This is a genomic window from Algibacter sp. L4_22 (genome assembly GCF_023473045.1).
Classification (GTDB): domain Bacteria; phylum Bacteroidota; class Bacteroidia; order Flavobacteriales; family Flavobacteriaceae; genus Algibacter.
Genome location: NZ_JAMCOK010000001.1, coordinates 730,475 through 754,198, shown reverse-complemented (window position 1 = coordinate 754,198; position 23,724 = coordinate 730,475). Strand labels below are relative to the sequence as shown.

Genomic DNA, 23,724 nt, shown 5'->3' with positions numbered 1-23,724 from the left:
CCGCATGCAAATTCAAGTAGTAAAATCTAAAATACACCGAGTAAAAGTTACAGGTGCCGATTTAAATTACATTGGTAGTATCACTATCGATGAGGATTTAATGGAAGCTGCTAACATTATTCAGGGTGAAAAAGTCCAAATTGTAAACAACAATAATGGAGCAAGACTAGAAACCTATGCCATTCCAGGACCAAGAAACAGTGGCGAAATCACTTTAAACGGCGCTGCTGCAAGATTAGTTGCACCTGGCGATGTACTTATTTTAATAACTTATGCCTTCATGGATATTGAAGAAGCTAAAGTATTTAAACCATCGTTAGTATTTCCTGATGAAGCGACCAATCTACTGAAATAAGCTTTTGAATAAACAAGCAAAAAATATACTTAAAATCACACTCCCATTACTATTGGGAGTTTTTTTAGTCTGGTATTCACTATCTAAAGTATCGATAGAAGAAATCATTGAATACGCGAAAAATGCCGACTATAAATGGATTATATTAGGTGTCTTTTTAGGTTTATTAAGTCATTTATCACGCTCTTACCGCTGGCTTTTTATGCTAGAACCCATGGGTTACAAAATAAAATTCGGAAATAGCATCATGGCTGTTTTTGCAACTTATTTAATAAACTACACCATACCAAGGGCTGGCGAAGTTGCAAGAGCATCGATACTTACAAATTACGAAGGTGTGCCATTCGAAAAAGGCTTCGGAACTATTGTTGCCGAACGTATCGCAGACATGATTGTTATGCTTAGTATTATTGCAATAACACTCTTTCTACAATTCGATTTTATTTATGGTTTTTTAGTCGAAAAGTTTAATCCTGTAAAAATAGGAATAGCACTTGCTATATGTATTTTGCTAGGTTTTTTATTTTTACGATTATTAAGAAGAAGTCATTCTAAAATAGCATTAAAAATTAGAAGTTTTGCTAACGGATTAATTGAAGGCGCATTGAGCATTTTTAAAATGAAGAAGAAATGGGCGTTCATTTTCCACACTCTTTTCATTTGGGGCATGTACTTACTCATGTTCTACATAACATCCTTTTCCTTAACAGATTTACACGGTATTTCTGCAGGCGCCATTTTAATAGGTTTTATTTCGGCAAGCTTTAGTATTGCTGCCACCAATGGAGGAATAGGCTCCTACCCTTTAGCTATTTACGCAGCCTTTTCAATTTTTGGAATTGCAGAAGAACCAAGTATTGCTTTCGGCTGGATTATGTGGGCATCACAAACTTTAATGGTTATTATTTTTGGTGGCCTTTCATTAATTTACCTTCCAATTTACAATAGAAAAAAAACAAATAAAACTGTGCAATAGAACAAATTATCTTTTTTTGAATTGTAAATGCATATTTCATACCTTGCCATATTAAATCTCAAATCATCATTAAAATGAAGAAATCTATCCTTTTATTTTTCCTATTTAGCCTTGTTATTAATAATACTGAAGCTCAAGTAAAATATGAAACTATCGAATCTTCTAAACTTGGAGAAACGCGCCAGATAAAAATTCAACTACCACGTGGCTACAACTCTAACGATAATAAAAGCTATCCTATTTTCATTGTTCTAGATGGCGATTATCTATTTGAAGCCGTAGCTGGAAATGTAGATTACTATTCCTACTGGGAAGATATGCCAGCATCTATAGTCGTTGGGGTAAACCAAATGGAAACCAGATATGACGATTGTTTATATTCTGAACAAAACTCTTTACCTGTTGAAACTGGAGCAGCATTTTTCGAATTTATTGGCCAAGAACTAGTTCCTTATATCGAAAAAACATACCGTACAGTAAATTTTAGAGTTGTCGTTGGTCACGGACAAACAGCAAATTTTATTAATTATTATTTATTAAAACCTCAACCACTATTTCAAGGTTATATATCTATTAGTCCCGAATTGGCGCCAAGCATGATAGATTATATTCCCGAAAGCTTAGCTAAAGCAGAATCTAAAATATTCTATTATTTAGCAAACACGAATAACGACGGGTCTTCTATAAAAAAAATGACCAAGGCTCTAAACACAGATATTGCAGCATTAGATAATAAAAATATAGTTTATAATTTTGATAGTTTCGATGGCCCATCACATTATTCTGTGCCAACACATGCTATTCCAAATGCTATCGAAGATATATTTCAGATATTTCAACCTATTTCAAAAAAGGAATATAAAGAAACCATTCTCGAATTAGAAATTTCACCGGCTTTATATCTTCAAGAAAAATACGATGCTATCAACGAATTATTCGGAATTGACAAAAAAATTCTAATTAATGATTTTAAAGCAATTTCGGCAGCAATCGAAAAAAATGAGCTTTACGAGTATTATGAAGAATTAGGCAAAATAGCAAGAAAAGAATATCCCGAAACACTTTTAGGCTCCTATTATATCGCACGTTTTTACGAAGAGACAGGTGAACCTAAAAAAGCGATGCGCACTTATCAATCTGCCTATACTTTAGAGGAGGTTGCTGGTATTACTAAAGATGAAATGTTAGAAAAAGCAAACCTTATTAAAGAAGATTTTGGTTACTAACTATTAAAATTTTCAAAACAAAACTTAAATTCCAAATCTAAAAAATGGCTAAAGTAAAAACCACTTTTTTTTGCCAGAACTGCGGCACGCAATACGCCAAATGGCAAGGGCAATGTAATGCCTGTAAAAACTGGAACACCATAGTTGAAGAGGTAGTGCAAAAACCAGAAAAAAGTGATTGGAAAACACCAACATCCTCGACGAAAAGAGCATCGATTCCATTAAGGATAAAAGATATAGATTCTTCTAAAGAAGCGCGACTAGACACTTTTGATGGTGAATTTAATCGCGTTTTAGGAGGTGGTATTGTACCAGGGTCATTAACACTTTTAGGCGGTGAGCCAGGTATTGGAAAAAGCACACTACTACTTCAAATTTCATTAAAATTACCTTATAAAACTTTATATGTTTCAGGTGAAGAAAGCCAAAAACAAATAAAAATGCGTGCAGAACGCGTTAATCCTAACAATAACAACTGCTACATTCTAACCGAAACTAAAACGCAAAACATATTTAAACAAATTGAAGCTTTAGAGCCCGATATTGTTATAATAGATTCTATTCAAACCTTGCATAGCGATTATATCGAATCGTCTTCCGGAAGTATTTCTCAAATAAAAGAATGTACAACCGAACTTATAAAATTTGCAAAAGAAACAGCAACACCCGTGTTATTAATTGGCCATATTACCAAAGACGGTAACATTGCAGGTCCAAAAATCTTAGAACACATGGTAGATACAGTTTTACAATTCGAAGGCGACCGAAATCATGTATTTAGAATTTTAAGAGCAAACAAAAACCGCTTTGGATCAACAAACGAATTAGGCATTTATGAAATGCAAGGTTCTGGTCTGCGTGAAGTTACTAACCCAAGTGAAATTTTAATTTCTAAAAAAGACGAAGATTTATCAGGCAACGCCATTGCCGCAACACTTGAAGGCATGCGCCCGCTCATGATAGAGGTGCAAGCCTTAGTAAGCACAGCCGTTTATGGCACACCACAACGAAGCGCCACAGGCTTTAACGCCAAGCGCTTAAACATGCTTTTAGCTGTTTTAGAGAAACGAGCAGGTTTCCGCCTTGGCGCAAAAGATGTTTTTTTAAATATTACAGGAGGCATAACAGTAGATGATCCCGCAATAGATTTAGCTGTGGTTGCCTCTATCCTGTCTTCTAATGAAGATGTCGCTCTACAAAAAGATTTTTGTTTTGCAGCCGAAGTTGGACTTTCTGGAGAAATCCGTCCCGTTCAACGTGTTGAACAGCGTATTTTAGAAGCTGAAAAACTTGGATTCGCAACCATATTTGTATCTAAATACAATAAAATCTCTCTTAAAAACACAACGATTAAAATTCAGTTAATATCTAAAATTGAAGATTTAGTATCAAATTTGACTTAAAAAATCTATTAAACTACTGTAAAGCGCAATTGGTCGCTAAAAACCAGCTGTTTCAACGAATATTTATTGAATTACAAATTTAGTTCTTTAATTTTGTCGAAATGTTTATACGGAACAGTTTTAAATAATTGAAAATTTACTCCCTCGATATATTTCAATTAGCTAGAATACATTTAAAAAACAATAAAATTTCCCTCCGTATACACCTTTTAACGATTATTTAAGTGTTTTATATCAAAAAAATGCTTTTTAACGATTATTTTAGTTCTTATAACGATGAAAAGTATTAATATTACATTCAATATAAGTCTAATTTAGATTTACAAACCGAAAAAAATTAACACATTATAAGTTTACTTCCCTCGTAAATATTTTTTTAATATATCCATTTATCAAAAAATAGTTTATAGTCAAAATTTAATAGTCCCAAACTAATTAAAGTTTTAACCTATGAGGATAAATTACGATAACCAATGTCTTGTTACAAAAAAACATTTAGCATACATATCTTGTATAGTTTTATGTTTATTAGCTAAAATATTTTATGATCTAATTTTTTGTAATCAAAACAGTTCATTCATCTCAACTCTTACTTTCACTAGTATTAGCCACATTTTTTTATTTATAACCTATTCTTTTTTCCAATCTAGACAACACTATACAACCCCTAGCATAGCTAGCATAGGCATACTCGATTTAGTGTCGCAAAGTATAAGAAACCAATACCATACTTACACAAAACCTTAAGAGTAGAAGATTTGATTTTTAAATAATTCGAAAAAATCTTTACCTCAAAAAAACATACAAATTTATAATCACCCAAATTAATTCAACAATGCACCTCAATAATTTTAAGTCCAGATTTATTCTATTAATTTCATTTGTTTTATTTAACACTGCAAATGCTCAATTAAGTGATTTACATTTTTTACCTCCGTTAAAACAAGATAGTAACAATCAAGCTATTCAACAGCAAACAATTTATTTGTCAACTCCGGTTACAAGTTCATTTACTGTAAATATATATATAGGCACGAGTACAACGCCTATTAAAAGTTTTTCTTTATCCAAATCTACTCCTGTATCTTATGATTTAGCTAATGGAGACAATAATATCACCTTAGTAACCAATGCTAATACAGGAATTGTGTTAAGTAACGCTGGTTTAAGATTTGAAGCTCCATCAAGCAATAAATTTTATGTAAACTATAGAGGTAGATCTAGTGCACAAGCAGCATCTATAACATCTAAAGGTAGAGCGGCTATGGGGCAAAAATTTAAATGGGGTGGCGCACCTATAGAGGCAAACCATAGCTCCATGAGTGCTACCTTAGGTATTATGGCTTCAGAAAATGATACAAATATTATTATTTCGGGTTACAACCCAAACTGTAAGTTCCGTCTAGGCAGTGATTTAGATGGCATTACATCAAATTCAATTAGCGTTACCCTACAAAAAGGAGAGTCTTATGTAGTAGAAGCCCCTAAAGATGCTACAGATGAAAATATTGATGGCTGGATTGGAGCCTCAATAGACTCTGATAAAGATATTGTTATCAGTAATGGAATGTTAAATTTTGGAGTAAGTTCTTCTAGCGCAAGTAGAGATGCTGGAGCAGACCAACCAGTTCCAGAAGATAAGTTGGGTAAAGAATATGTTTTCGTAAGAGGCTACGGAGGTACTACGAATGAATATGTTATTATAATCGGAACTCAAGCAAACACTAATGTTTATGTAAACGGGAATACAACACCATTTGCCAATATAGATGAAGGAGAATATGCCGAAATACCAAGTTCATATTTTTCAGGAAGTTCAGTTGGCGAGAATATGCTGGTTACCACCTCTAAAGATGCATATGCTTATCAAGTAATTTCTGGAAGCTCAGGTATTCACACAGTAAGCCTTAACTTTGTCGCTCCAGTAAACTGCTTAATGCCAGACTCTATGGATTATATTTACGACATTAAAGATATTTCTGGAATTACTGCTTCTGGTGGATTGTTTTTAATAGCATCTTCTACAACGCCTAATTCAAATATAATAGTGGAAGACGAAACAGGAACAGTTACATTGCCTGAACCATTAACCGTAGCAGGCACTTCTTCATGGAAAACCTTTTATATTTCAGATCTTACAGGAAATGTGTCCGTTGAATCCTCAGGACCTATTGCTGTCGGCTTTTTAGGCTACAATGGAGCTAGAGGTATTGCAGGGTACTTTTCTGGTTTCGATACTGTACCAGAAGTAGATCTACAAGTAGGAGGCGGAGGTTGCTTGCCAGGCGCTATTGTAGAAGTGTATGATGAGACATTTGATTCTTATCAATGGTTTGAAGATGGCGTATCAATAGAAGGAGCTACAGACCCTACTTATACACCAACAAAATCTGCAGACTATTATGTAAGAGTTGTTAAAGGTGGGTGTACTTATGATTCACAACCACTTTCGGCATACTATTGTAATCCTGATATTTTACTAAACAAAACGGTTGACAAAGAAAGTCTTATCGAAGGTGAAACAGCAATATTTACTATTGAAGTAGAGAACTTTGGTGTAAATCCAGTTACCAATTTAACCGTTGTAGATGATATTCCTAGCGGACTAACTCTAATAAGTTCTAACCCCTCTATAGGAACTTGGAGTGGCAACACATGGACTATAGGAACTTTAAGCTCTGGAAGTAAAGAAACTATAGAATTACAAGTTCAAGCCGATGAAATAAACACTCTAATTACAGATTTAACTAATACAGCATATAATTATCAAGACCAAACAGATAATAATATTACTACAGACAGTCCTTCTGCTAATATTTCCGTATATAATTATATCAACGAAGCTACAGTATATTTTGATGGTCAAGACGACTATCTTGATGTAGATTCTTTTATTACTAACTGGGACTCTGCAACCATAATGGGTTGGGTTAAACTAGAAAGTGACAATACTGGAAATTTAACCGGAAATTATAGCATTGCCGGGCAAGAAACTATTAGACTATATGTTACTTCGGGAAGAACTCCAGCTTTTTTAGTTTATACACAAGCCCAAGTAACTAGTTCAAAAACATACCCATCAAGCAATATTCAAGTACAGCCAAAGGCTACAGAAAATATTAAACTAGACAATGATATTTGGTATCATGTTGCCGGTGTTTTTGATTCGAGTTCTCAAACAATAAAACTTTATCTTAATGGCGAACTACTAAATACGGTAACCGACTCGGATTTAAACTCAGAAATACTATCCACATTTGATAATGGCACACCACACACCTATGCAAACCGAGACTTTGTTATTGGTAGATACCCAACCAATACTAGTACAGCAGGAAACGCTCATTTTCATGGAAATATTGACGAAGTTCGCGTGTTTAATAGAGCCTTGAGTGAAGAGCAATTACAACAAATGGTTTATCAAGAAATTGAGGATAATAGCGGAAACTTAATAGGAACAATAATCCCTAAGGATATTCAAGATTCACAAACTAACGAAAAAATATTATGGAGTGATCTTCAAGCTTATTACCCAATGACAGATATAATAGGCACAACCATTACAGATTATTCTAATAACAACCATGCTCTTACTATGCATAACATAACTACCATTAACGAGCAAACTGCACCCATGCCTTATGTTTCAAATTACGATGGCGATTGGACTAGCAAAAGCACATGGTTACATGGAGACGTCTGGGATATAACAGATACGGACACAAATAAAGCATGGAGTATTGTAAGTATACAAAATGATATCGATGCCAATCATTCTATAGAAAACATAGGTTTAATTATAGATTCAGGTAAAACCCTGACTATAAACGGAGACAATCTTGTGCAAAATAATTGGTATTTAGAGCTAGGAGGAACACTCGATTTAATGAACGATTCTCAACTTATTCAAACTAAAAACAGTGATTTAGTAACATGGGAAAACGGCAAAATATTACGTAGACAAGAAGGAACATCCAATGTATATTGGTACAACAGTTGGTCGTCACCCGTCGGAGTTACAGGTATCACATCGTTAACAGATAATAACACCTCTGCCAATAATAACAATAATACTGACTTCGAAATAGATATGATAAAATTCAATTCTGGTTTAGAAGGAAAGTTCACCTCTAGCTATAGCGGATCAGGAAGTATTAGCACCTATTGGCTATATACTTTTATCAATGGATTAACCTATTGGGACTGGGAAAAAATATCCACATCAACTCCTATAAAAACCGGAGTAGGATATACACAAAAAGGAACAGGAAATGTAGGCACAGAACAGGAATATATTTTCGAAGGCAAACCTAATAATGGAACAATCTTAATCGATGTTATTGACAAAGGAGGAGATGGATCGGTAGTTAGTGTTTCAAAAACAGAGTATCTTTTAGGAAACCCTTATGCATCAGCACTGGATATACACAAGTTTATAGATGACAATGAAGGTTTAATTGATGGAACACTGCAACTATGGCAACAATGGAGCGGTGCTTCTCATAATTTAAGAGATTACAATGCAGGATACGCACAAGTTAATAAACTAGGGGCTTGTAGAGCACGCCAATTTGCAGGACGAAACGGAGGGACTACAGGTGGTGAAGTCGGAACACTTACCCCTACAAAATATTTACCTGTAGCTCAAGGTTTTATTACAGAAATTATAGCAACAGGAAAAATAGAATTTAATAATAGCCAGCGTATTTTTATAAAAGAATCTGATGTCGACGGGACAGAAAATAATGGTTCGGTATTTTTTAAAGGAGCACAAGGAAAAACTACCACTACAACTAATATCACTTCTGAAGAAAACGTTATTCAAAAAATTAGATTAGAATTTAACTCGATTACCGGACCAGAAACAAAAAGAGAGCTTTTACTTGGGTTTAGCGAGCAAACCTCTGACGCCTATGATTACGGATACGATGCAGAATCTGATGATGTAAACAACAACGATTTAAATTTAGTTTTAGACGGTAAAAACATGAACCTGCAAGCTTATAGCGAAATCACTGAAGACAAAGTTGTTCCGCTAAACTTCAGATCATCTGGTGATAATTCTTTTGAAATTAAAATCTCTGAAAAAATTAATTTAGATGAAGATCAAGAGGTTTATTTACATGATAATTTATTAGGGTTGTATTTCAATTTAAATCAAGAGTATGGATATAGCTTCACCTCTGCCCAAGGTATATTTAATGAAAGATTCGAAATTGTATTTCAAAATGAAACAACAACACTAAGTAACGAAGAGTTAGCTACTACAGAAAACTTTATCTATTTCAAAAATAGCGCAAACACATTATACGTTAAAAAGCTAAATAGCGAAGTGACTAAACTAGCCTTAATTAATATGAGAGGTCAAACAGTTTTAGAGCAACAAAACGTATCGTCTAGCGAACTAAGCAATGGTATTCCATTTAATAATTTTGCGACAGGAACTTATATTGTTTGCTTAAGAACAGAAGCTAATGAGGTGCTTACTAAAAAGATAGTTATAAACTAACAGTTAATTACATAAGCGTATTTTAAAAGACCACAACTCTAGTGGTCTTTTTTTATTTTAAAAAATTAATGTTTTAAGTATTATTGCTTAAATTCGCATCCTTACTAGAATTAATGATAAATGAGCGCTAAATTTCCTGAATACAAAGGACTTGACTTACCAAATGTTGCAGACCAGATCTTAAACTATTGGCAAGAAAACAACATATTTGAAAAAAGTGTAACCACTAGAGAAGGTAATAAACCTTTTGTGTTTTTCGAAGGTCCGCCTTCGGCAAACGGTTTACCTGGTGTACACCATGTTTTAGCACGTGCTATTAAAGATATTTTTCCACGCTATAAAACCATGAAAGGTTACCAAGTTAAGCGTAAAGCTGGTTGGGACACACACGGTTTACCTATTGAGTTAGGTGTAGAAAAAGAATTAGGTATTACCAAGGAAGATATTGGTAAAACCATTTCAGTAGAGGATTATAACGCTGCATGTAGAAAAGCAGTAATGCGCTATACAGATGTTTGGAACGACCTCACTCAAAAAATGGGATATTGGGTTGATATGGACGATCCATACATTACTTACGAACCAAAATACATGGAAACCGTATGGTGGTTGCTAAAAGAAATATACACTAAAAAACTAATGTATAAAGGCTACACAATTCAGCCTTATTCACCAAAAGCAGGAACTGGTTTAAGTTCTCATGAGGTTAACCAGCCAGGAGCGTATCAAGACGTAACCGACACTACTATCGTTGCTCAGTTTAAAGCTATAGAAAGTACATTGCCAGATTTTTTAAAAAATGAAGGTGATATACATTTTACTGCATGGACAACAACTCCTTGGACATTACCAAGTAATACAGCATTAACTGTGGGACCAAAAATTGACTACGTTTTAGTTCAAACGTATAATCAATACACATTCAAACCTATTAAGGTTATTTTAGCAAAAGCTTTAGTTGGAAAACAGTTTGGAGGAAAAAATAATACTCAAGTAGAAACTAAAGCAGAGTTATTAGATTATAAAGAAGGAGACAAGAAGATTCCGTTTTATATAGTAGATGTTGGTTGGGATTATTCTGACGAAGAATATGAAGAAATTAAAAACACATATAAAAAAGAGAGCATAATAGGTGATAAAAAAGCTCCAAAACAAACATTTTCTCGAAAGGAATTTAAAGGAAACGATCTTGTTGGCATTAAATACGAACAATTATTACCATATGCCTTACCAAATGATAATCCAGAAAATGCTTTTAGAGTTATAGCCGGAGATTTTGTAACTACCGAAGATGGTACTGGAATAGTGCATACAGCACCAACTTTTGGAGCAGATGATGCTTTGGTTGCAAAACAAGCTACACCAGAAATTCCGCCACTTTTAGTAAAAGATGAAAATGACAACCTAGTACCACTTGTGGATTTACAAGGTCGTTTTAGACCAGAAATTAAAGATGATATTTACGGTTTTTCAGAAGAATATGTAAAATCTGAATACTTAAGTGAAGAGGAGTTTATTATAGAACTAGCAAAACAACAAGAAAAATTAAAGCCTGTTATTGCAGATTTAAAAAGCTATTTGAGTGTTGATGAAAGACTAGCTCTTAAATTAAAAAATGAAAACAAAGCTTTTAAAGTTGAAAAATATAAGCATAGTTACCCACATTGTTGGAGAACAGATAAACCTATTCTTTATTACCCATTAGATTCTTGGTTTATTAAAGTAACGGACATAAAAGGCCGTATGCACGAGTTAAACACAGGTATTAACTGGAAACCAAAATCGACTGGAGAAGGCCGTTTTGGAAACTGGTTAGCAAATGCAAACGACTGGAATTTATCACGTTCACGTTATTGGGGAATTCCATTACCAATTTGGAGAACCGAAGATGGTAAAGAAGAAATTTGCATAGGTTCTGTTGAAGAACTGAAAGCCGAAATGCAAAAAGCGGTTTCAGCCGGTGTTTTAGCTGAAGATATATTTGCAGATTTCGAAGTTGGAAATAATTCCGAAGAAAACTACTCGAAAATAGATTTACATAAAAATATAGTTGATGAAATCACTTTAGTTTCAGCAAGCGGACAACCAATGAAACGCGAAAGCGATTTAATTGATGTCTGGTTCGATTCTGGTTCTATGCCTTATGCACAATGGCACTACCCTTTTGAAAATAAAGATAAAATTGACGAAAACAAATCGTTTCCAGCAGATTTTATCGCTGAAGGTGTCGATCAAACCCGTGGATGGTTTTATACGCTTCATGCTATAGCCACTATGGTTTTCGATTCTGTAGCCTACAAAAACGTAGTCTCTAACGGATTGGTACTAGACAAAAACGGACAAAAAATGTCTAAACGTTTAGGTAACGCCGTGGATCCGTTTGAAACTTTAGGAACATATGGTGCCGATGCTACACGTTGGTACATGATTGCCAATGCAAATCCTTGGGACAATTTAAAATTCGATTTAGAAGGGATAGAAGAAGTAAAACGTAAATTCTTCGGAACACTTTACAACACCTATTCATTCTTCCAGCTTTATGCTAATCTAGATAATTTTAATTATAGTGAAGCCGATATTCCTTTAAACGAACGTCCGGAAATAGACCGATGGATTCTTTCAGAATTACACACATTAATCCAAAAAGTAGATGCTTTTTATGCCGATTACGAGCCAACAAAAGCAGCGCGAGCTATTTCAGACTTTACACAAGATTACGTAAGCAACTGGTTTGTACGTTTAAGCAGAAGACGTTTCTGGAAAGGTGATTACCAACAAGATAAAATTTCAGCATACCAAACACTTTACACCTGTATGGTAACTATTGCGAAATTAGGCGCACCCATTGCACCGTTCTTTATGGACAAGTTGTATTTAGATTTAAATTCGGTTACTAAAAAAGAATCTTTCGAGAGTGTTCACTTATCAGAATTCCCAGTATTCGATGCTAATTTTGTTGATAAGTCGCTCGAAAACAAGATGGAAAGCGCTCAAATTATTTCATCTTTAGTACTTTCATTACGAGCTAAAGAAAAAATAAAAGTAAGACAACCATTACAAAAAATCATGATTCCTATTGATAGTGAATCTCAAAAAAATGAAATATTAGCGGTTGCAGACCTTATAAAATCAGAGGTTAATGTAAAAGAAATAGAAGTTTTAGAAGATGCTTCGGATATTTTAGTAAAACAAATAAAACCAAACTTTAAAGTTCTTGGCCCACGTTTTGGAAAAGACATGAAAGCCATTGCGCAATTAGTTAATAACTTCACTGCTAGTGACATAAAAAACATTGAGCAAAATGGTATTTTGGACATCGAAGTTAACGGAAAAAGTATTACCTTAGAACGTACAGATGTTGAAATAACATCACAAGACATCGAAGGGTGGTTGGTTGCAAACGAAGGTTCTTTAACTGTAGCTTTAGATGTAACGATTTCTGAAGAATTACGTAAAGAAGGTATTGCGAGAGAATTAATAAACCGCATACAAAATTTACGAAAAGATTCAGGGTTCGAAGTTACCGATCGTATTAATGTAACTTTTCAAAAAGACGAACATATTGTTAAGGCTGTAGAAGCAAATATTGCGTATATTAAGTCTGAAACACTAACAAACGAATTAAATATTATTGATAATTTACAAGATGGTATAGAAATTGCTTTTGATGAGGTAAATACCAGATTGTATATCCAAAAAAACTAAAACTATGGCTGAAAATACTGAGAGATATTCGGATGCTAACTTAGCAGAATTTAAAGTGTTAATATCTGAAAAAATAAAAAAAGCACAACACGATTTAGCACTAATACAAAGTGCGTATATGAACGACCATAACAATGGTACTGAAGATACATCGCCTCAATTTAAAGCTTTTGATGAAGGCAGCGCGGTAATGAGCAAAGAATCTAACTCGCAGCTAGCTATACGTCAAGAAAAATTTATACGTGATTTAAAAAACGCATTAATTCGTATCGAAAACAAAACTTACGGTGTTTGTCGAGTTACAGGAAAATTAATAAACAAAAAACGTTTAGAGCTTGTACCACACGCTACATTAAGTATCGAAGCTAAAAACATGCAATAATCACAATTAAAATTTTATATTTGAAACGTCTCATGCTTTTATGAGACGTTTTTATTTTTGAACATGTCTTTAAAAAAATCCATCATACTTATTATTTCTATTTTATTAATCGATCAGATTAGTAAAATCTATATTAAAACCCATTTTGCTCTTCACGATAGTGTTGAGGTGTTTAGCTGGTTTAAAATATATTTTATTGAAAACGATGGTATGGCTTGGGGTACAAAAATTAGTGATTTCGTTTCATTTATTAATGATAGAACTGCTAAAATAGCTTTAACCCTATTTAGAGTATTTGCCATTTTCGGTATTGGTTATTGGTTATTTGATGCTACAAGAAAACAGAGTTCAAATATATTGATAGCTGCTATTGCTTTAATCTTTGCAGGCGCTTTAGGAAATATTATCGATTCTGTATTTTATGGTGTTTTGTTTGAAAATAGCATGAATCAAGTTGCTTCATTTTTACCAGAAACAGGAGGTTATGATAGTTTACTTCACGGTAAAGTAGTAGATATGCTCTACTTTCCTCTATTTCAAGCCGATTTACCACAATGGCTTCCTCTATATGGAGGACAACGCTTTAACTTCTTTGAACCCGTTTTTAACGTTGCCGACATGGCTATAAGCACGGGTTTTATAATGTTGATTGTTTTTAATAAAAAAGCATTTAGTAAAAGCTAAAAGAAAGTAACTTCTATAACTAAAACTCATAAACAAGCTCGGGAGTCACACAATAATCTAATCGTACATCACTTTCAAAAACATCCGTAATTTCAGTATTAGCTTCAAAAAAAGACAATCCAATTTTAATAGTTTCAGGTTTACATTTCGCCAAAAACCGATCGTAAAAGCCTTTACCATAACCCACGCGATTACCAATTTCATCAAAAGCTAAAAGCGGAATAAAAACAACCTCAACTTTATCATCTAAAATTTCGATACCATCAACAGGCTCAGGAATATTATAGCTATTTTTTTTAATAATGGTATTATCAGTTAGCAGAAAATGAATCATTCCACCCTCTTTAAAATCACTTTTAGAAATTAAAATATTTTTATCTTTTCCCGATAAAATATTCAGAATATAATCGGTATTTACTTCCTTATGCTCTTCAATAGCAAGAAACACGTGGTAAAACGAATGTCCCCAAATAGGTAATTTTAAAAGTTGATTAGCAATAGCCAAACTAAAATCGTCTATTTGAGTCGTCGATAAATTATTCCGTAGACTTTTATATGTTTTTCGCAACTCATTTTTAGTCATACTAAATACAGATTTTCAAACCTTTATAATCAAAAAAGTTTTTCAAAATTAATGTTTTAAAGTCGTAGAAATATGAAACAATGCATCACCTTGATACACAATTGGCGATTCGTTCACATTAATAATATATCCAGAATTTGGTGCTTTTACAGCGTAATCAAACTTCCCGTATGGATCTGTAATATTCCCCAGCACATCACGTCTATCTACGTAAGACCCAATGGCAACATCAGGCTTAAACATACCCGAATATTTAGCACGCTGCCATTTACTATCATCAATAAAAACAGTGCTTTTTCTAGGAGTAGCAGATTTAAAATTAACACCTAACATACCCAAATATTTCAACACACGTTTAGAGCCATTTACACCAACATTGGTAACTGCATCATCGATATGGTTAGATTTTCCACCTTCAAAAAGCAACATGGGTTTCCCAAGCTTAAAGCAAGTTGTTCTAAAAGACTTGGATAAGTTTTTAGAATACAAAACAAAAGGAGCTCCAAAGGCCTTCGCTAAATTGTTAAGCTCTAAATCTTCTTTAACATAACGTAATTGAGGCGCATTAAAGCGGCCAGAACCACCTGTATGGAAATCTAAAATAATATCCACGTGCGGCAAAATTTCATTCACCAATTTAAATGCTACACGAGCAGCCAATGAGCCCGACGGACTCCCAGGAAACACGCGGTTTAAATCACGTCCATCAGGAAATTCTCGTTTTAAATTGATAAAACCAAAAACATTAATAACCGGAATACAAATAATAGTTCCAATTTTGGGTTTATTAATACCCTTAGCAATAATTTGCCTTACAATTTCAACACCATTAACTTCGTCGCCATGTATTCCTGCAGTAAAAAGCACTACTGGCCCAGGCTTTTTAGCACGTTCAATAATAACAGGTACATTTACCGGTGTGGATGTATGTAAGTTAGCGACATCAAAATTAACTTCTCTCCGCTCTCCAGGTTTAATATCCTCTCCTAAAATAGTTAAAATGTCGCTACTTAATTTTGCCATTTATTTGGTGTTTTTCTCAATATAAACAATAATATTTTTTGCAATGTTTCGTCCAGTAGCCCTTTCAATACCTTCTAAACCAGGTGTAGAGTTTACTTCTAAAAGTAACGGTCCACGTTCAGACTGTAACATATCAACACCACAAACAGGCAATTTCAAAGCCGTTGCTGCATTCATAGCAACTTTCAACTCATCATGATTTAGCTTAACAATCTCTGCCGATCCGCCACGGTGTAAATTAGATCTAAACTCGCCTTCTTTTCCTTGACGCTTCATGGCACCAACCACTTGTCCATCTACAACTAAAGCACGTAAATCTGCCCCTTTCGCTTCCGAAATATACTCTTGCACCAAAGCACGAGCCTGCAAACCATTAAAAGCCTCTAAAACAGATTCGGCAGCATTTTTAGTTTCAGCTAAAACCACACCTAAACCCTGAGTACCTTCCAAAAGCTTAATAATAACAGGCGTTCCACCAACATGCTTAATAACACGTTCCACATCGCGCGAATAATTAGTAAATACCGTTTTTGGCATACCAATCCCCGCTTTAGATAAACGTTGAAAACTACGTAATTTATCACGCGAACGAATTATAGCGTCCGATGTTACCGTAGTAAAAACACCCATCATTTCAAATTGGCGCACCACTGCACACCCAAAAAACGTAACCGACGTTCCTATTCTAGGGATAATAGCATCAACATAGTCCAAATACCGATCTTTATAAAAAATCGTTGGCTTTTCTTTCTCAATAATAAGGTCACACTTCAACGGGTCTATAACCTCAATTTTGTGGCCTCTTTTTTCTCCTTCCTCCACCAAACGATCGGTCGAATACAATTCCGCATTACGCGATAAAATTACTATGTTCATTGTTATTGTTTTTTCATTTTAAAAGAAACCTGTTCCAAATCCACATCGATTAAAAATTTTTGCTTTAAAAATTGTCTACCAATCAATACGGGATATTTCATATCGCTTCTCGTGCTTAAAGTTAAGTTAATCTTGTACGTTTTTCCAAAAATTACGACATCCGATTTTACTTTATATCTATTTTCCTTAAAACCGTTACTGCTTTTCACATTAGTGCGCCAAAATTCAGTAAAAATAATCTCTGTATCACCAAAATTTTCGTGTACATCACTATTAAAACCACATTTAAGCACATTATTTTCTTCAATAATCTCTGTGCAATGTATAGCCGATGTATAAGCACCCGTATCCATTTTTACATCAATATTAAACAAACCTAATCCTGGAAAATCCACAACATCGGTTCTACCTAAAATTTTTTTACTCATTTTTCAATTATTTCTTTGGGCGTTACCACAAGGGCCGGGCTTTCAGCAGTCGCTTTTTTGTGTTGCATAGGCGCAACAACACAAAAAGAGCTTCAACAATGCCTCAATCCCTAACGCGGTCTCGGCCGCCAACATACATTTTCTTCATTAAATAAAATACGATCTAATTAAATAGAAGCATTTTTAAAAGTGGCGAAAGTATACAATTAGTCAATTCAAAAAACATTTTTAAAAATTATTTTCAATCAATAATATTACACGCATAAGTTATAACATCTATTCCTATAAATTCGTGAGATTACTACCTAAAAAACATCAATAAAATAATTACCTTTGAGACAATGGAGACCCCTGACTTAGACATACAATTAAAAACCCTGCCAAACCAACCCGGTGTTTATCAATATTTCGATAAAGATGATACCATAATTTACGTAGGTAAAGCCAAAAACCTAAAAAAAAGAGTAAGCTCCTATTTCACTAAAACCCACGATAATGGTAAAACCCGTGTGTTGGTAAAAAAAATAGTGAATATCAAGCACATTGTAGTCGATACAGAAACCGATGCGCTTTTACTAGAAAACAATCTTATAAAAAAATACAAACCGCGATATAACGTTTTACTAAAAGACGATAAATCGTACCCGTGGATTTGCATAAAAAACGAACGTTTCCCACGTGTGTTTTCTACCCGACGTGTTTTTAAAGATGGTAGCGATTATTTTGGACCATACACCAGCGGAAAAACCGTTTACACCCTTTTAGATTTAATAAAAGGACTTTACAGTTTGCGTACCTGCAACTTTAATTTATCTCAAGAAAAAGTAAACTCTGGCAAATATAAAGTCTGTTTAGAATATCATTTAGGCAACTGCAAAGGCGCTTGCGAAAACCGAGAAACCGAAGCACAATACAACAAAAATATAGTAGCGATAAAAGAAATTTTAAAAGGAAATTTTAAAGATTCTTTACAGCAATTTAAACAACAAATGCGGGACTTGGCCGATAATATGCAGTTTGAAGAAGCGCATAAAATGAAAGAGAAAATTCAGGTTTTAGAAAACTACCAAGCTAAATCTACCATTGTAAATCCAAAAATTAGCAATGTAGATGTATTTTCAATAATGAGCGATGAAGGTTACGGTTACATTAACTTTTTACAACTATCTTATGGTTCCATAATTCGTTCGCATACTTTAGAAATTAAAAAGAAATTAGACGAAACCGATCAAGAACTACTAGAGCTTGCTATTACAGAAATTAGACAACGTTTCGATTCGAACTCTAAAGAAATATACGTGCCTTTTAAAGTCAATTTAGGAGAAAACTTAAAAGTTACGGTTCCGCAATTAGGCGATAAAAAACACATTTTAGATTTATCACTTCGGAATGCCAAATATTTCCGAATGGAGCGTTTCAAACAAATAAAAATAGTAGATCCCGATAGGCATGCTAACCGAATTATGGCACAAATGAAGGCTGATTTACGTCTTTCTGAAGAACCTCGGCACATAGAATGTTTCGATAACTCGAACATACAAGGCACAAACCCTGTTGCCGCCTGCGTAGTATTTAAAAACGGGAAGCCAAGTAAAAAAGATTACCGTCATTTTAATATAAAAACCGTTGTTGGCCCAGACGATTTTGCCTCTATGGAAGAAGTGGTGTACCGCCGTTACAAACGCCTAGTTGAAGAAGATCAACCTTTACCTCAACTTATAATTATAGATGGTGGAAAAGGACAATTATCATCAGCTTTAAAAAGTATAGATGCTTTAGGTTTAAGACAGACCATTACGGTAATTGGTATTGCAAAACGTTTAGAAGAATTATTCTATCCAGACGATCCAATTCCCTTATATTTAGATAAAAAAAGCGAAACCTTAAAAGTGATACAATTTTTAAGAAATGAAGCCCACCGTTTTGGTATTGAACATCACCGAAATAGACGGAGTAAATCGGCATTAAATACAGAGTTAGAAACCATTCCAGGAATTGGTGATAAAACAATTGTAGAACTTTTAAAACATTTTAAATCTGCCAAACGCATAGCCAATGCGAAACTAGACGAATTGGAAGATGTTGTTGGCGTATCTAGAGCTTCTAAAATTTATAGCTATTATCATGAAAAGCAAGATTAAATCGATTATCATTTCAATATTTAGAGGAATTACAGAATAGTTAAAACAAAAGCAGTGATTAAAAAAACCTTCATATTACTTCTAATTCTGTTCATTACTTTTTCCGCGAAAGCGCAAAACAAAACAGAAACACACAAAACAAAAGTTGGCTTAGTGTTAAGTGGTGGCGGCGCAAAAGGACTCGCGCATATTGGTGTTTTAAAAGTAATTGATAGCTTAGGCATAAAAATAGATTATGTTGCAGGAACGAGTATGGGCGCCATAATTGGAGGACTTTACGCTGCGGGATATTCTGGTAATCAACTCGATTCAATTTTTCATGAAGTAGATTTTGATAAACTTATAAGCGACGATTTACCCCGAAGTTCCAAAGCCTTTTACGAACGTGATAATGCCGAGCGCTATGCTGTAAAACTACCATTCGATAATTTTAAAATAAAATTACCATCGGCTCTCTCTCGTGGGCAAAATACTTATAACTTATTTTCATCATTAACATTACCCTTTAACGGAATTAGTGATTTCAATAAATTACATATTCCATTTTTTTGCATTGCTACAAACGTAGAAACAGGTAAACAAGTGGTTTTAGATACTGGCGACTTAACACAGTCTATTATGGCGAGTAGTGCGTTACCATCATTATACCAGCCTGTAATAATTAATAACAATGTACTTATCGATGGTGGTGTAACAAATAATTATCCAATTGAAGAACTACGCGCTAAAGGCATGGATAAAATTATTGGTGTCGATGTGCAAGACGGACTTTTAAATCGTGATGAGCTTCTTTCGGCTCCCGATGTTTTGTTCCAAATAAATAATTTCAGAACCATAAATGATATGAAATTAAAAACAAAGCATACCGATATTTACATAAAGCCGAATATTAAAGAATACAACGTGGTATCCTTCAATGAAGGTCGAGAAATTATTGAAAGCGGAAAAAAAGCAGCTTTAGAAAACTTAGAAGATTTTAAAGCATTACCAATACGAAAAAAGACGCATTACCTTAAAGAAAAAATTCCTGATAGTATTACCATAAACAACTTCTCTGTTAAGGGAAATAACAACTATACCCGCGCCTATGTTTTAGGAAAACTAAAATTAAAACCAAATGAAAAAATAAGCTATAAAGACCTTGTTAAAGGCGTTAATAATTTGGTAGCGACTAATAATTTCGATTCATTTCAATATAAATTAAAACCAACAGGAACTTCTGAAACTTATAATTTAGAAACTCACTTAACCGAAACAAAAAATACTACATTTTTAAAGTTAGGCATCCATTATGATGATTTATATAAAAGTGCAGTCCTTGTAAATATCACAAAAAAACAATTGCTTTTTAAAAATGACATCGCATCTTTCGATTTTATTTTAGGAGATAATGTCCGTTATAATTTCGACTATTTAATAGATAAAGGTTTTTACTGGAGTGTTGGATTCCGTTCTAGATTTAACACATTTACTAAAAACATAAGTGCACAATTATTACTAGAAGACAGCGAAATAGACGCCACAGGATTAAATAAAGTAAACACAGAACTAGATGACCAAACTAATCAGCTTTACCTACAAACACTGTTTAGAAAAGATTTCGCCTTTAGTATAGGCGCAGAGCACAAACGTTTAGAACTTAGCTCGGAAACCTTTTTAACCGGCAGTAGTGATGAAGAGTTTGTATTCGAAAAAACAGATTACCTAAGCGTATTTGGAAACTTAAAACTTGACACGTACGATAATAAATACTTTCCTAAAAAAGGAGTTTATTTTAATGGGGATTTACACATGTATTTATTTGCATCGAATTTCAATAAAAGCTTTGAAAAGTTCTCTATAGCAAAGGCCGATATAGGTTACGCCTTTAGCACTTCAGATAAAATGTCGTTTAACCTCCAAACAAGTGGCGGATTTAAAACCGGAGATAAATCGACAAAAACACTCGATTTTGCTCTTGGTGGTTACGGTAATAATTTTATTAATAATTTTATTCCCTTCCTTGGTCACGATTATGTTTCCCTTACGGGTAATAGTTACGTAAAGGCATTTGCAAGTGCCGATTATGAAATTGTAAAAAAACATCACATTACACTCGAAGCCAATTGGGCTAACGTAGACGATGATATTTTCGAATCTGGCGAATGGTTCTCTCTGCCCGATAACCGTGGTTACGCATTAGGTTACGCCATGGAAACCTTAGTTGGCCCAATTCAAGTAAAATACAGCTATTCGCCCGATCTTAAACAAAGCATTTGGTTTTTCAATTTAGGTTTTTGGTTCTAGCCCGAACACTACGATTTATTCAAAATAAATTCCATTTATCTATATATAATTTAAAAATTCACGATATTCGTAGTAATATGACACTTTTTTGGGCAAATTTACTTCAACACCTTAATTTCCTTATCAAGAGAAATCCTGAATAGGCAGGCAATATTATATCTTTAAACCACTTTTTTTAAAGTTTAAAGCCACACGCTTCAAAGCTTTTAATTATTAACTTATAATTCTAAAAAGTATGCCTTTTTATCATAAATTAGGAAGCATTCCTCCTAAACGACACACACAATTTAGAAAACCCGACGGCAGTTTATACGCCGAGCAACTCTTTGGTACCATTGGGTTCGATGGTATGGCAACTAATAGCTACCACGAGCAGCGACCAACGCAAGTAAAAGCAATAAAAAACCAATACAGCGTAGCTCCAAAAATTGCTTTAAAAAACAACATAAAATCGTATCGTCTAAGAGGTTTTCAAGTAAAACCAGAAAACGACTATTTAGAAAGCCGAAAAACGGTTTTAGTAAATAGCGATTGTGCTATTATTTTAGCCGCACCAAAACAATCCACACAAGATTATTTCTATAAAAACACCGATGCCGACGAGCTTATTTTTATCCATAAAGGCACCGGAAAATTACGCACGCACTTAGGAAACATAGATTTTAAATATGGAGATTACCTTATAATTCCGCGTGGTGTAATTTATAAAATGGATTTCGATACCGAAGATAATAGACTTTTTATAGTAGAATCGCGTCGTCCAATTTACACACCAAAACGCTATCGCAATTGGTTTGGGCAACTTTTGGAACACGCTCCATTTTGTGAGCGAGATATTCGCCGTCCACAAGAACTAGAAACCCATAACAAAAACGGCGACTTTTTAATAAAAGTAAAAAAACAAGATGATATTATAGAAATGGTTTACGCCTCGCATCCCTTTGATGTTGTAGGCTACGACGGCTACAACTATCCTTACGCCCTTTCCATTCACAATTTCGAACCCATAACCGGCCGCATACACCAACCACCTCCAGTACACCAAACTTTCGAAACCGATGCCTTTGTGGTTTGTAGTTTCGTACCGCGTCTTTACGATTACCATCCGCAATCAATTCCGGCCCCATACAACCACAGTAACATCGATTCCGATGAAGTTCTATACTACGTTGATGGCGATTTTATGAGCCGTAATGATATCGATCAAGGTCATATTTCCTTACATCCCGCAGGCATTCCTCACGGTCCACACCCAGGAGCAACCGAGCGCAGTATTGGCAAAACCAAAACTAACGAACTCGCTGTAATGGTCGATACTTTTAAACCACTTATGCTAACCGAGGAAGCCATGAAAATTGCCGACGAAAATTATTATAAGTCCTGGTTAGAATAATAAAAGGACTAAGAAGCTAATCCTGCTTTCCGCTATATCTTTTTACAAAGCCAATCCCTACCAAATTTCAGGGTTTCGAGTTTTAATAAAGGTTTAGCTAAAATTAAAATAAAGTCTATATTAAGGCTTTTTAAAAAGGATGCCGCTGCAATCAGGGCTAACCAACCTGCCAACAAAACGCTTAACCTAAAAACACTCAAATCCCCAGTTTGAGCACCTTCCAAACCAGAAGTTTAATTATGGGTTTATTATATGAATTACAGTAAATTACCAGCCGATCCAGCTACACTAATTTTAGGAATTGTAGCACTCGTATTTGGCTTTGCAGGATGTTGTTGCTATGGTATTTTCGCTATTATACCATTAATAATTGCAATTATTGGGTTAGTTAGCGCTAATAAAAGTTTAAAAGAATTCGCCAATAACCCGGAAGCCTACACACCACAAACACGAAGCAATGTATCTACGGGGAAAGTAATAAACATTATTGCTATTGTTTTTAACGGCATTATTGTCCTAATATTTATAGGTGCGTTAGTATTTTACGGAACCATGATATCCTCAGGGTTTCTTGATGAATTTAAAAACTTCGAAGATTTTGAAGACTTTGAAACCGAAGAAATTTATGAATATGAAAACGATAGCATTTTTAATGACACAGAATACGATGACACCGAAGTTATTATAGACACCATTGATGTTGAACAGCTTAAAGATACTTTTGAGGAAGACCAATAAAAAGCAAAACTAACAA

Annotated in this window: 17 protein-coding genes; 12 read left to right on the top strand and 5 right to left on the bottom strand. The window is 34.2% G+C overall.

Annotation, left to right across the window (positions count from 1 at the left end; translation table 11 throughout):
• Nucleotides 1–4: 4 nt before the first annotated feature.
• The 8 genes from panD (at nucleotide 5) to M4I23_RS03145 (ending at nucleotide 14,240) form a co-directional block, all read left to right on the top strand.
• Nucleotides 5–355, top strand: coding sequence for an aspartate 1-decarboxylase (panD, locus tag M4I23_RS03180; protein WP_042499542.1), 351 nt, complete (start codon nucleotides 5–7; stop codon nucleotides 353–355).
• Between the two features lie 4 nt (nucleotides 356–359).
• Nucleotides 360–1,331 carry a lysylphosphatidylglycerol synthase transmembrane domain-containing protein gene (locus tag M4I23_RS03175; RefSeq protein ID WP_158846763.1) on the top strand — a complete coding sequence of 324 codons (972 nt, stop codon included), beginning with the start codon at nucleotides 360–362 and terminating at the stop codon, nucleotides 1,329–1,331.
• Nucleotides 1,332–1,405: 74 nt separating this feature from the next.
• Nucleotides 1,406–2,557 (top strand): alpha/beta hydrolase, encoded by a 1,152-nt coding sequence (locus M4I23_RS03170; protein ID WP_158846761.1) that lies wholly within the window; start codon nucleotides 1,406–1,408, stop codon nucleotides 2,555–2,557.
• 44 nt (nucleotides 2,558–2,601) lie between these two features.
• Complete coding sequence (radA, locus tag M4I23_RS03165; RefSeq protein WP_158846759.1) at nucleotides 2,602–3,960, top strand: DNA repair protein RadA; 1,359 nt, start codon at nucleotides 2,602–2,604, stop codon at nucleotides 3,958–3,960.
• 835 nt (nucleotides 3,961–4,795) lie between these two features.
• Nucleotides 4,796–9,469, top strand: coding sequence for a LamG-like jellyroll fold domain-containing protein (locus M4I23_RS03160; RefSeq protein ID WP_249753427.1), 4,674 nt, complete (start codon nucleotides 4,796–4,798; stop codon nucleotides 9,467–9,469).
• Nucleotides 9,470–9,589: 120 nt separating this feature from the next.
• The gene (gene ileS, locus M4I23_RS03155) at nucleotides 9,590–13,174 is read left to right on the top strand and encodes an isoleucine--tRNA ligase (RefSeq protein ID WP_249753426.1); all 3,585 of its coding nucleotides are present in this window, start codon (nucleotides 9,590–9,592) and stop codon (nucleotides 13,172–13,174) included.
• Between the two features lie 4 nt (nucleotides 13,175–13,178).
• Nucleotides 13,179–13,556 carry a TraR/DksA C4-type zinc finger protein gene (locus tag M4I23_RS03150; RefSeq protein WP_158846753.1) on the top strand — a complete coding sequence of 126 codons (378 nt, stop codon included), beginning with the start codon at nucleotides 13,179–13,181 and terminating at the stop codon, nucleotides 13,554–13,556.
• Nucleotides 13,557–13,619: 63 nt separating this feature from the next.
• A complete protein-coding gene (locus M4I23_RS03145) occupies nucleotides 13,620–14,240 on the top strand; it encodes a lipoprotein signal peptidase (protein ID WP_158846751.1) in 621 nt (206 codons plus the stop codon).
• 19 nt (nucleotides 14,241–14,259) lie between these two features.
• Here the strand turns inward: M4I23_RS03145 and M4I23_RS03140 are convergent, their stop codons facing one another.
• From M4I23_RS03140 to M4I23_RS03125, 4 genes are read right to left on the bottom strand one after another with little or no spacing between them, the layout of a single operon-like run.
• Nucleotides 14,260–14,823 (bottom strand): 5-formyltetrahydrofolate cyclo-ligase, encoded by a 564-nt coding sequence (locus M4I23_RS03140; RefSeq protein ID WP_249753425.1) that lies wholly within the window; start codon nucleotides 14,821–14,823, stop codon nucleotides 14,260–14,262.
• Nucleotides 14,824–14,871: 48 nt separating this feature from the next.
• Complete coding sequence (locus M4I23_RS03135) at nucleotides 14,872–15,846, bottom strand: succinylglutamate desuccinylase/aspartoacylase family protein (protein ID WP_158846747.1); 975 nt, start codon at nucleotides 15,844–15,846, stop codon at nucleotides 14,872–14,874.
• On the bottom strand, nucleotides 15,847–16,722 hold the full coding sequence (rimK, locus tag M4I23_RS03130) for a 30S ribosomal protein S6--L-glutamate ligase (RefSeq protein ID WP_158846745.1): 876 nt from the start codon (nucleotides 16,720–16,722) through the stop codon (nucleotides 15,847–15,849).
• Nucleotides 16,723–16,724: 2 nt separating this feature from the next.
• Nucleotides 16,725–17,150 (bottom strand): RimK/LysX family protein, encoded by a 426-nt coding sequence (locus tag M4I23_RS03125; RefSeq protein WP_249753424.1) that lies wholly within the window; start codon nucleotides 17,148–17,150, stop codon nucleotides 16,725–16,727.
• A 341-nt stretch (nucleotides 17,151–17,491) separates the two neighbouring features.
• On the opposite strand from M4I23_RS03125, the gene uvrC reads away from it, so the two are divergent.
• The 3 genes from uvrC to M4I23_RS03110 all read left to right on the top strand — a co-directional run bounded on the left by uvrC (nucleotide 17,492) and on the right by M4I23_RS03110 (nucleotide 22,970).
• Nucleotides 17,492–19,291 (top strand): excinuclease ABC subunit UvrC, encoded by a 1,800-nt coding sequence (gene uvrC, locus M4I23_RS03120; protein WP_249753423.1) that lies wholly within the window; start codon nucleotides 17,492–17,494, stop codon nucleotides 19,289–19,291.
• 54 nt (nucleotides 19,292–19,345) lie between these two features.
• Nucleotides 19,346–21,577: a patatin-like phospholipase family protein gene (locus M4I23_RS03115; protein WP_249753422.1), complete on the top strand. Its 2,232-nt coding sequence runs from the start codon at nucleotides 19,346–19,348 to the stop codon at nucleotides 21,575–21,577.
• A 235-nt stretch (nucleotides 21,578–21,812) separates the two neighbouring features.
• Complete coding sequence (locus tag M4I23_RS03110; RefSeq protein WP_249753421.1) at nucleotides 21,813–22,970, top strand: homogentisate 1,2-dioxygenase; 1,158 nt, start codon at nucleotides 21,813–21,815, stop codon at nucleotides 22,968–22,970.
• Between the two features lie 32 nt (nucleotides 22,971–23,002).
• Here the strand turns inward: M4I23_RS03110 and M4I23_RS03105 are convergent, their stop codons facing one another.
• Nucleotides 23,003–23,194, bottom strand: coding sequence for a hypothetical protein (locus tag M4I23_RS03105; protein WP_158846737.1), 192 nt, complete (start codon nucleotides 23,192–23,194; stop codon nucleotides 23,003–23,005).
• A gap of 28 nt (nucleotides 23,195–23,222) precedes the next feature.
• Between M4I23_RS03105 and M4I23_RS03100 the strand changes: the two genes are divergently transcribed.
• Entirely contained in the window at nucleotides 23,223–23,708 is a 486-nt protein-coding gene (locus tag M4I23_RS03100) for a CCC motif membrane protein (RefSeq protein ID WP_249753420.1), read from the top strand.
• The last annotated feature ends 16 nt before the right edge of the window (nucleotides 23,709–23,724 follow it).

Coding starts and splice junctions, on each gene's coding strand:
- ileS (WP_249753426.1), top strand. CDS start 9,590: ATGAGCGCTAAATTTCCTGAATACAAAGGACTTGACTTACCAAATGTT.
- panD (WP_042499542.1), top strand. CDS start 5: ATGCAAATTCAAGTAGTAAAATCTAAAATACACCGAGTAAAAGTTACA.
- M4I23_RS03170 (WP_158846761.1), top strand. CDS start 1,406: ATGAAGAAATCTATCCTTTTATTTTTCCTATTTAGCCTTGTTATTAAT.
- M4I23_RS03150 (WP_158846753.1), top strand. CDS start 13,179: ATGGCTGAAAATACTGAGAGATATTCGGATGCTAACTTAGCAGAATTT.
- M4I23_RS03135 (WP_158846747.1), bottom strand. CDS start 15,846: ATGGCAAAATTAAGTAGCGACATTTTAACTATTTTAGGAGAGGATATT.
- uvrC (WP_249753423.1), top strand. CDS start 17,492: ATGGAGACCCCTGACTTAGACATACAATTAAAAACCCTGCCAAACCAA.
- M4I23_RS03145 (WP_158846751.1), top strand. CDS start 13,620: ATGTCTTTAAAAAAATCCATCATACTTATTATTTCTATTTTATTAATC.
- M4I23_RS03125 (WP_249753424.1), bottom strand. CDS start 17,150: ATGAGTAAAAAAATTTTAGGTAGAACCGATGTTGTGGATTTTCCAGGA.
- radA (WP_158846759.1), top strand. CDS start 2,602: ATGGCTAAAGTAAAAACCACTTTTTTTTGCCAGAACTGCGGCACGCAA.
- M4I23_RS03110 (WP_249753421.1), top strand. CDS start 21,813: ATGCCTTTTTATCATAAATTAGGAAGCATTCCTCCTAAACGACACACA.
- M4I23_RS03100 (WP_249753420.1), top strand. CDS start 23,223: ATGAATTACAGTAAATTACCAGCCGATCCAGCTACACTAATTTTAGGA.
- M4I23_RS03160 (WP_249753427.1), top strand. CDS start 4,796: ATGCACCTCAATAATTTTAAGTCCAGATTTATTCTATTAATTTCATTT.
- rimK (WP_158846745.1), bottom strand. CDS start 16,722: ATGAACATAGTAATTTTATCGCGTAATGCGGAATTGTATTCGACCGAT.
- M4I23_RS03140 (WP_249753425.1), bottom strand. CDS start 14,823: ATGACTAAAAATGAGTTGCGAAAAACATATAAAAGTCTACGGAATAAT.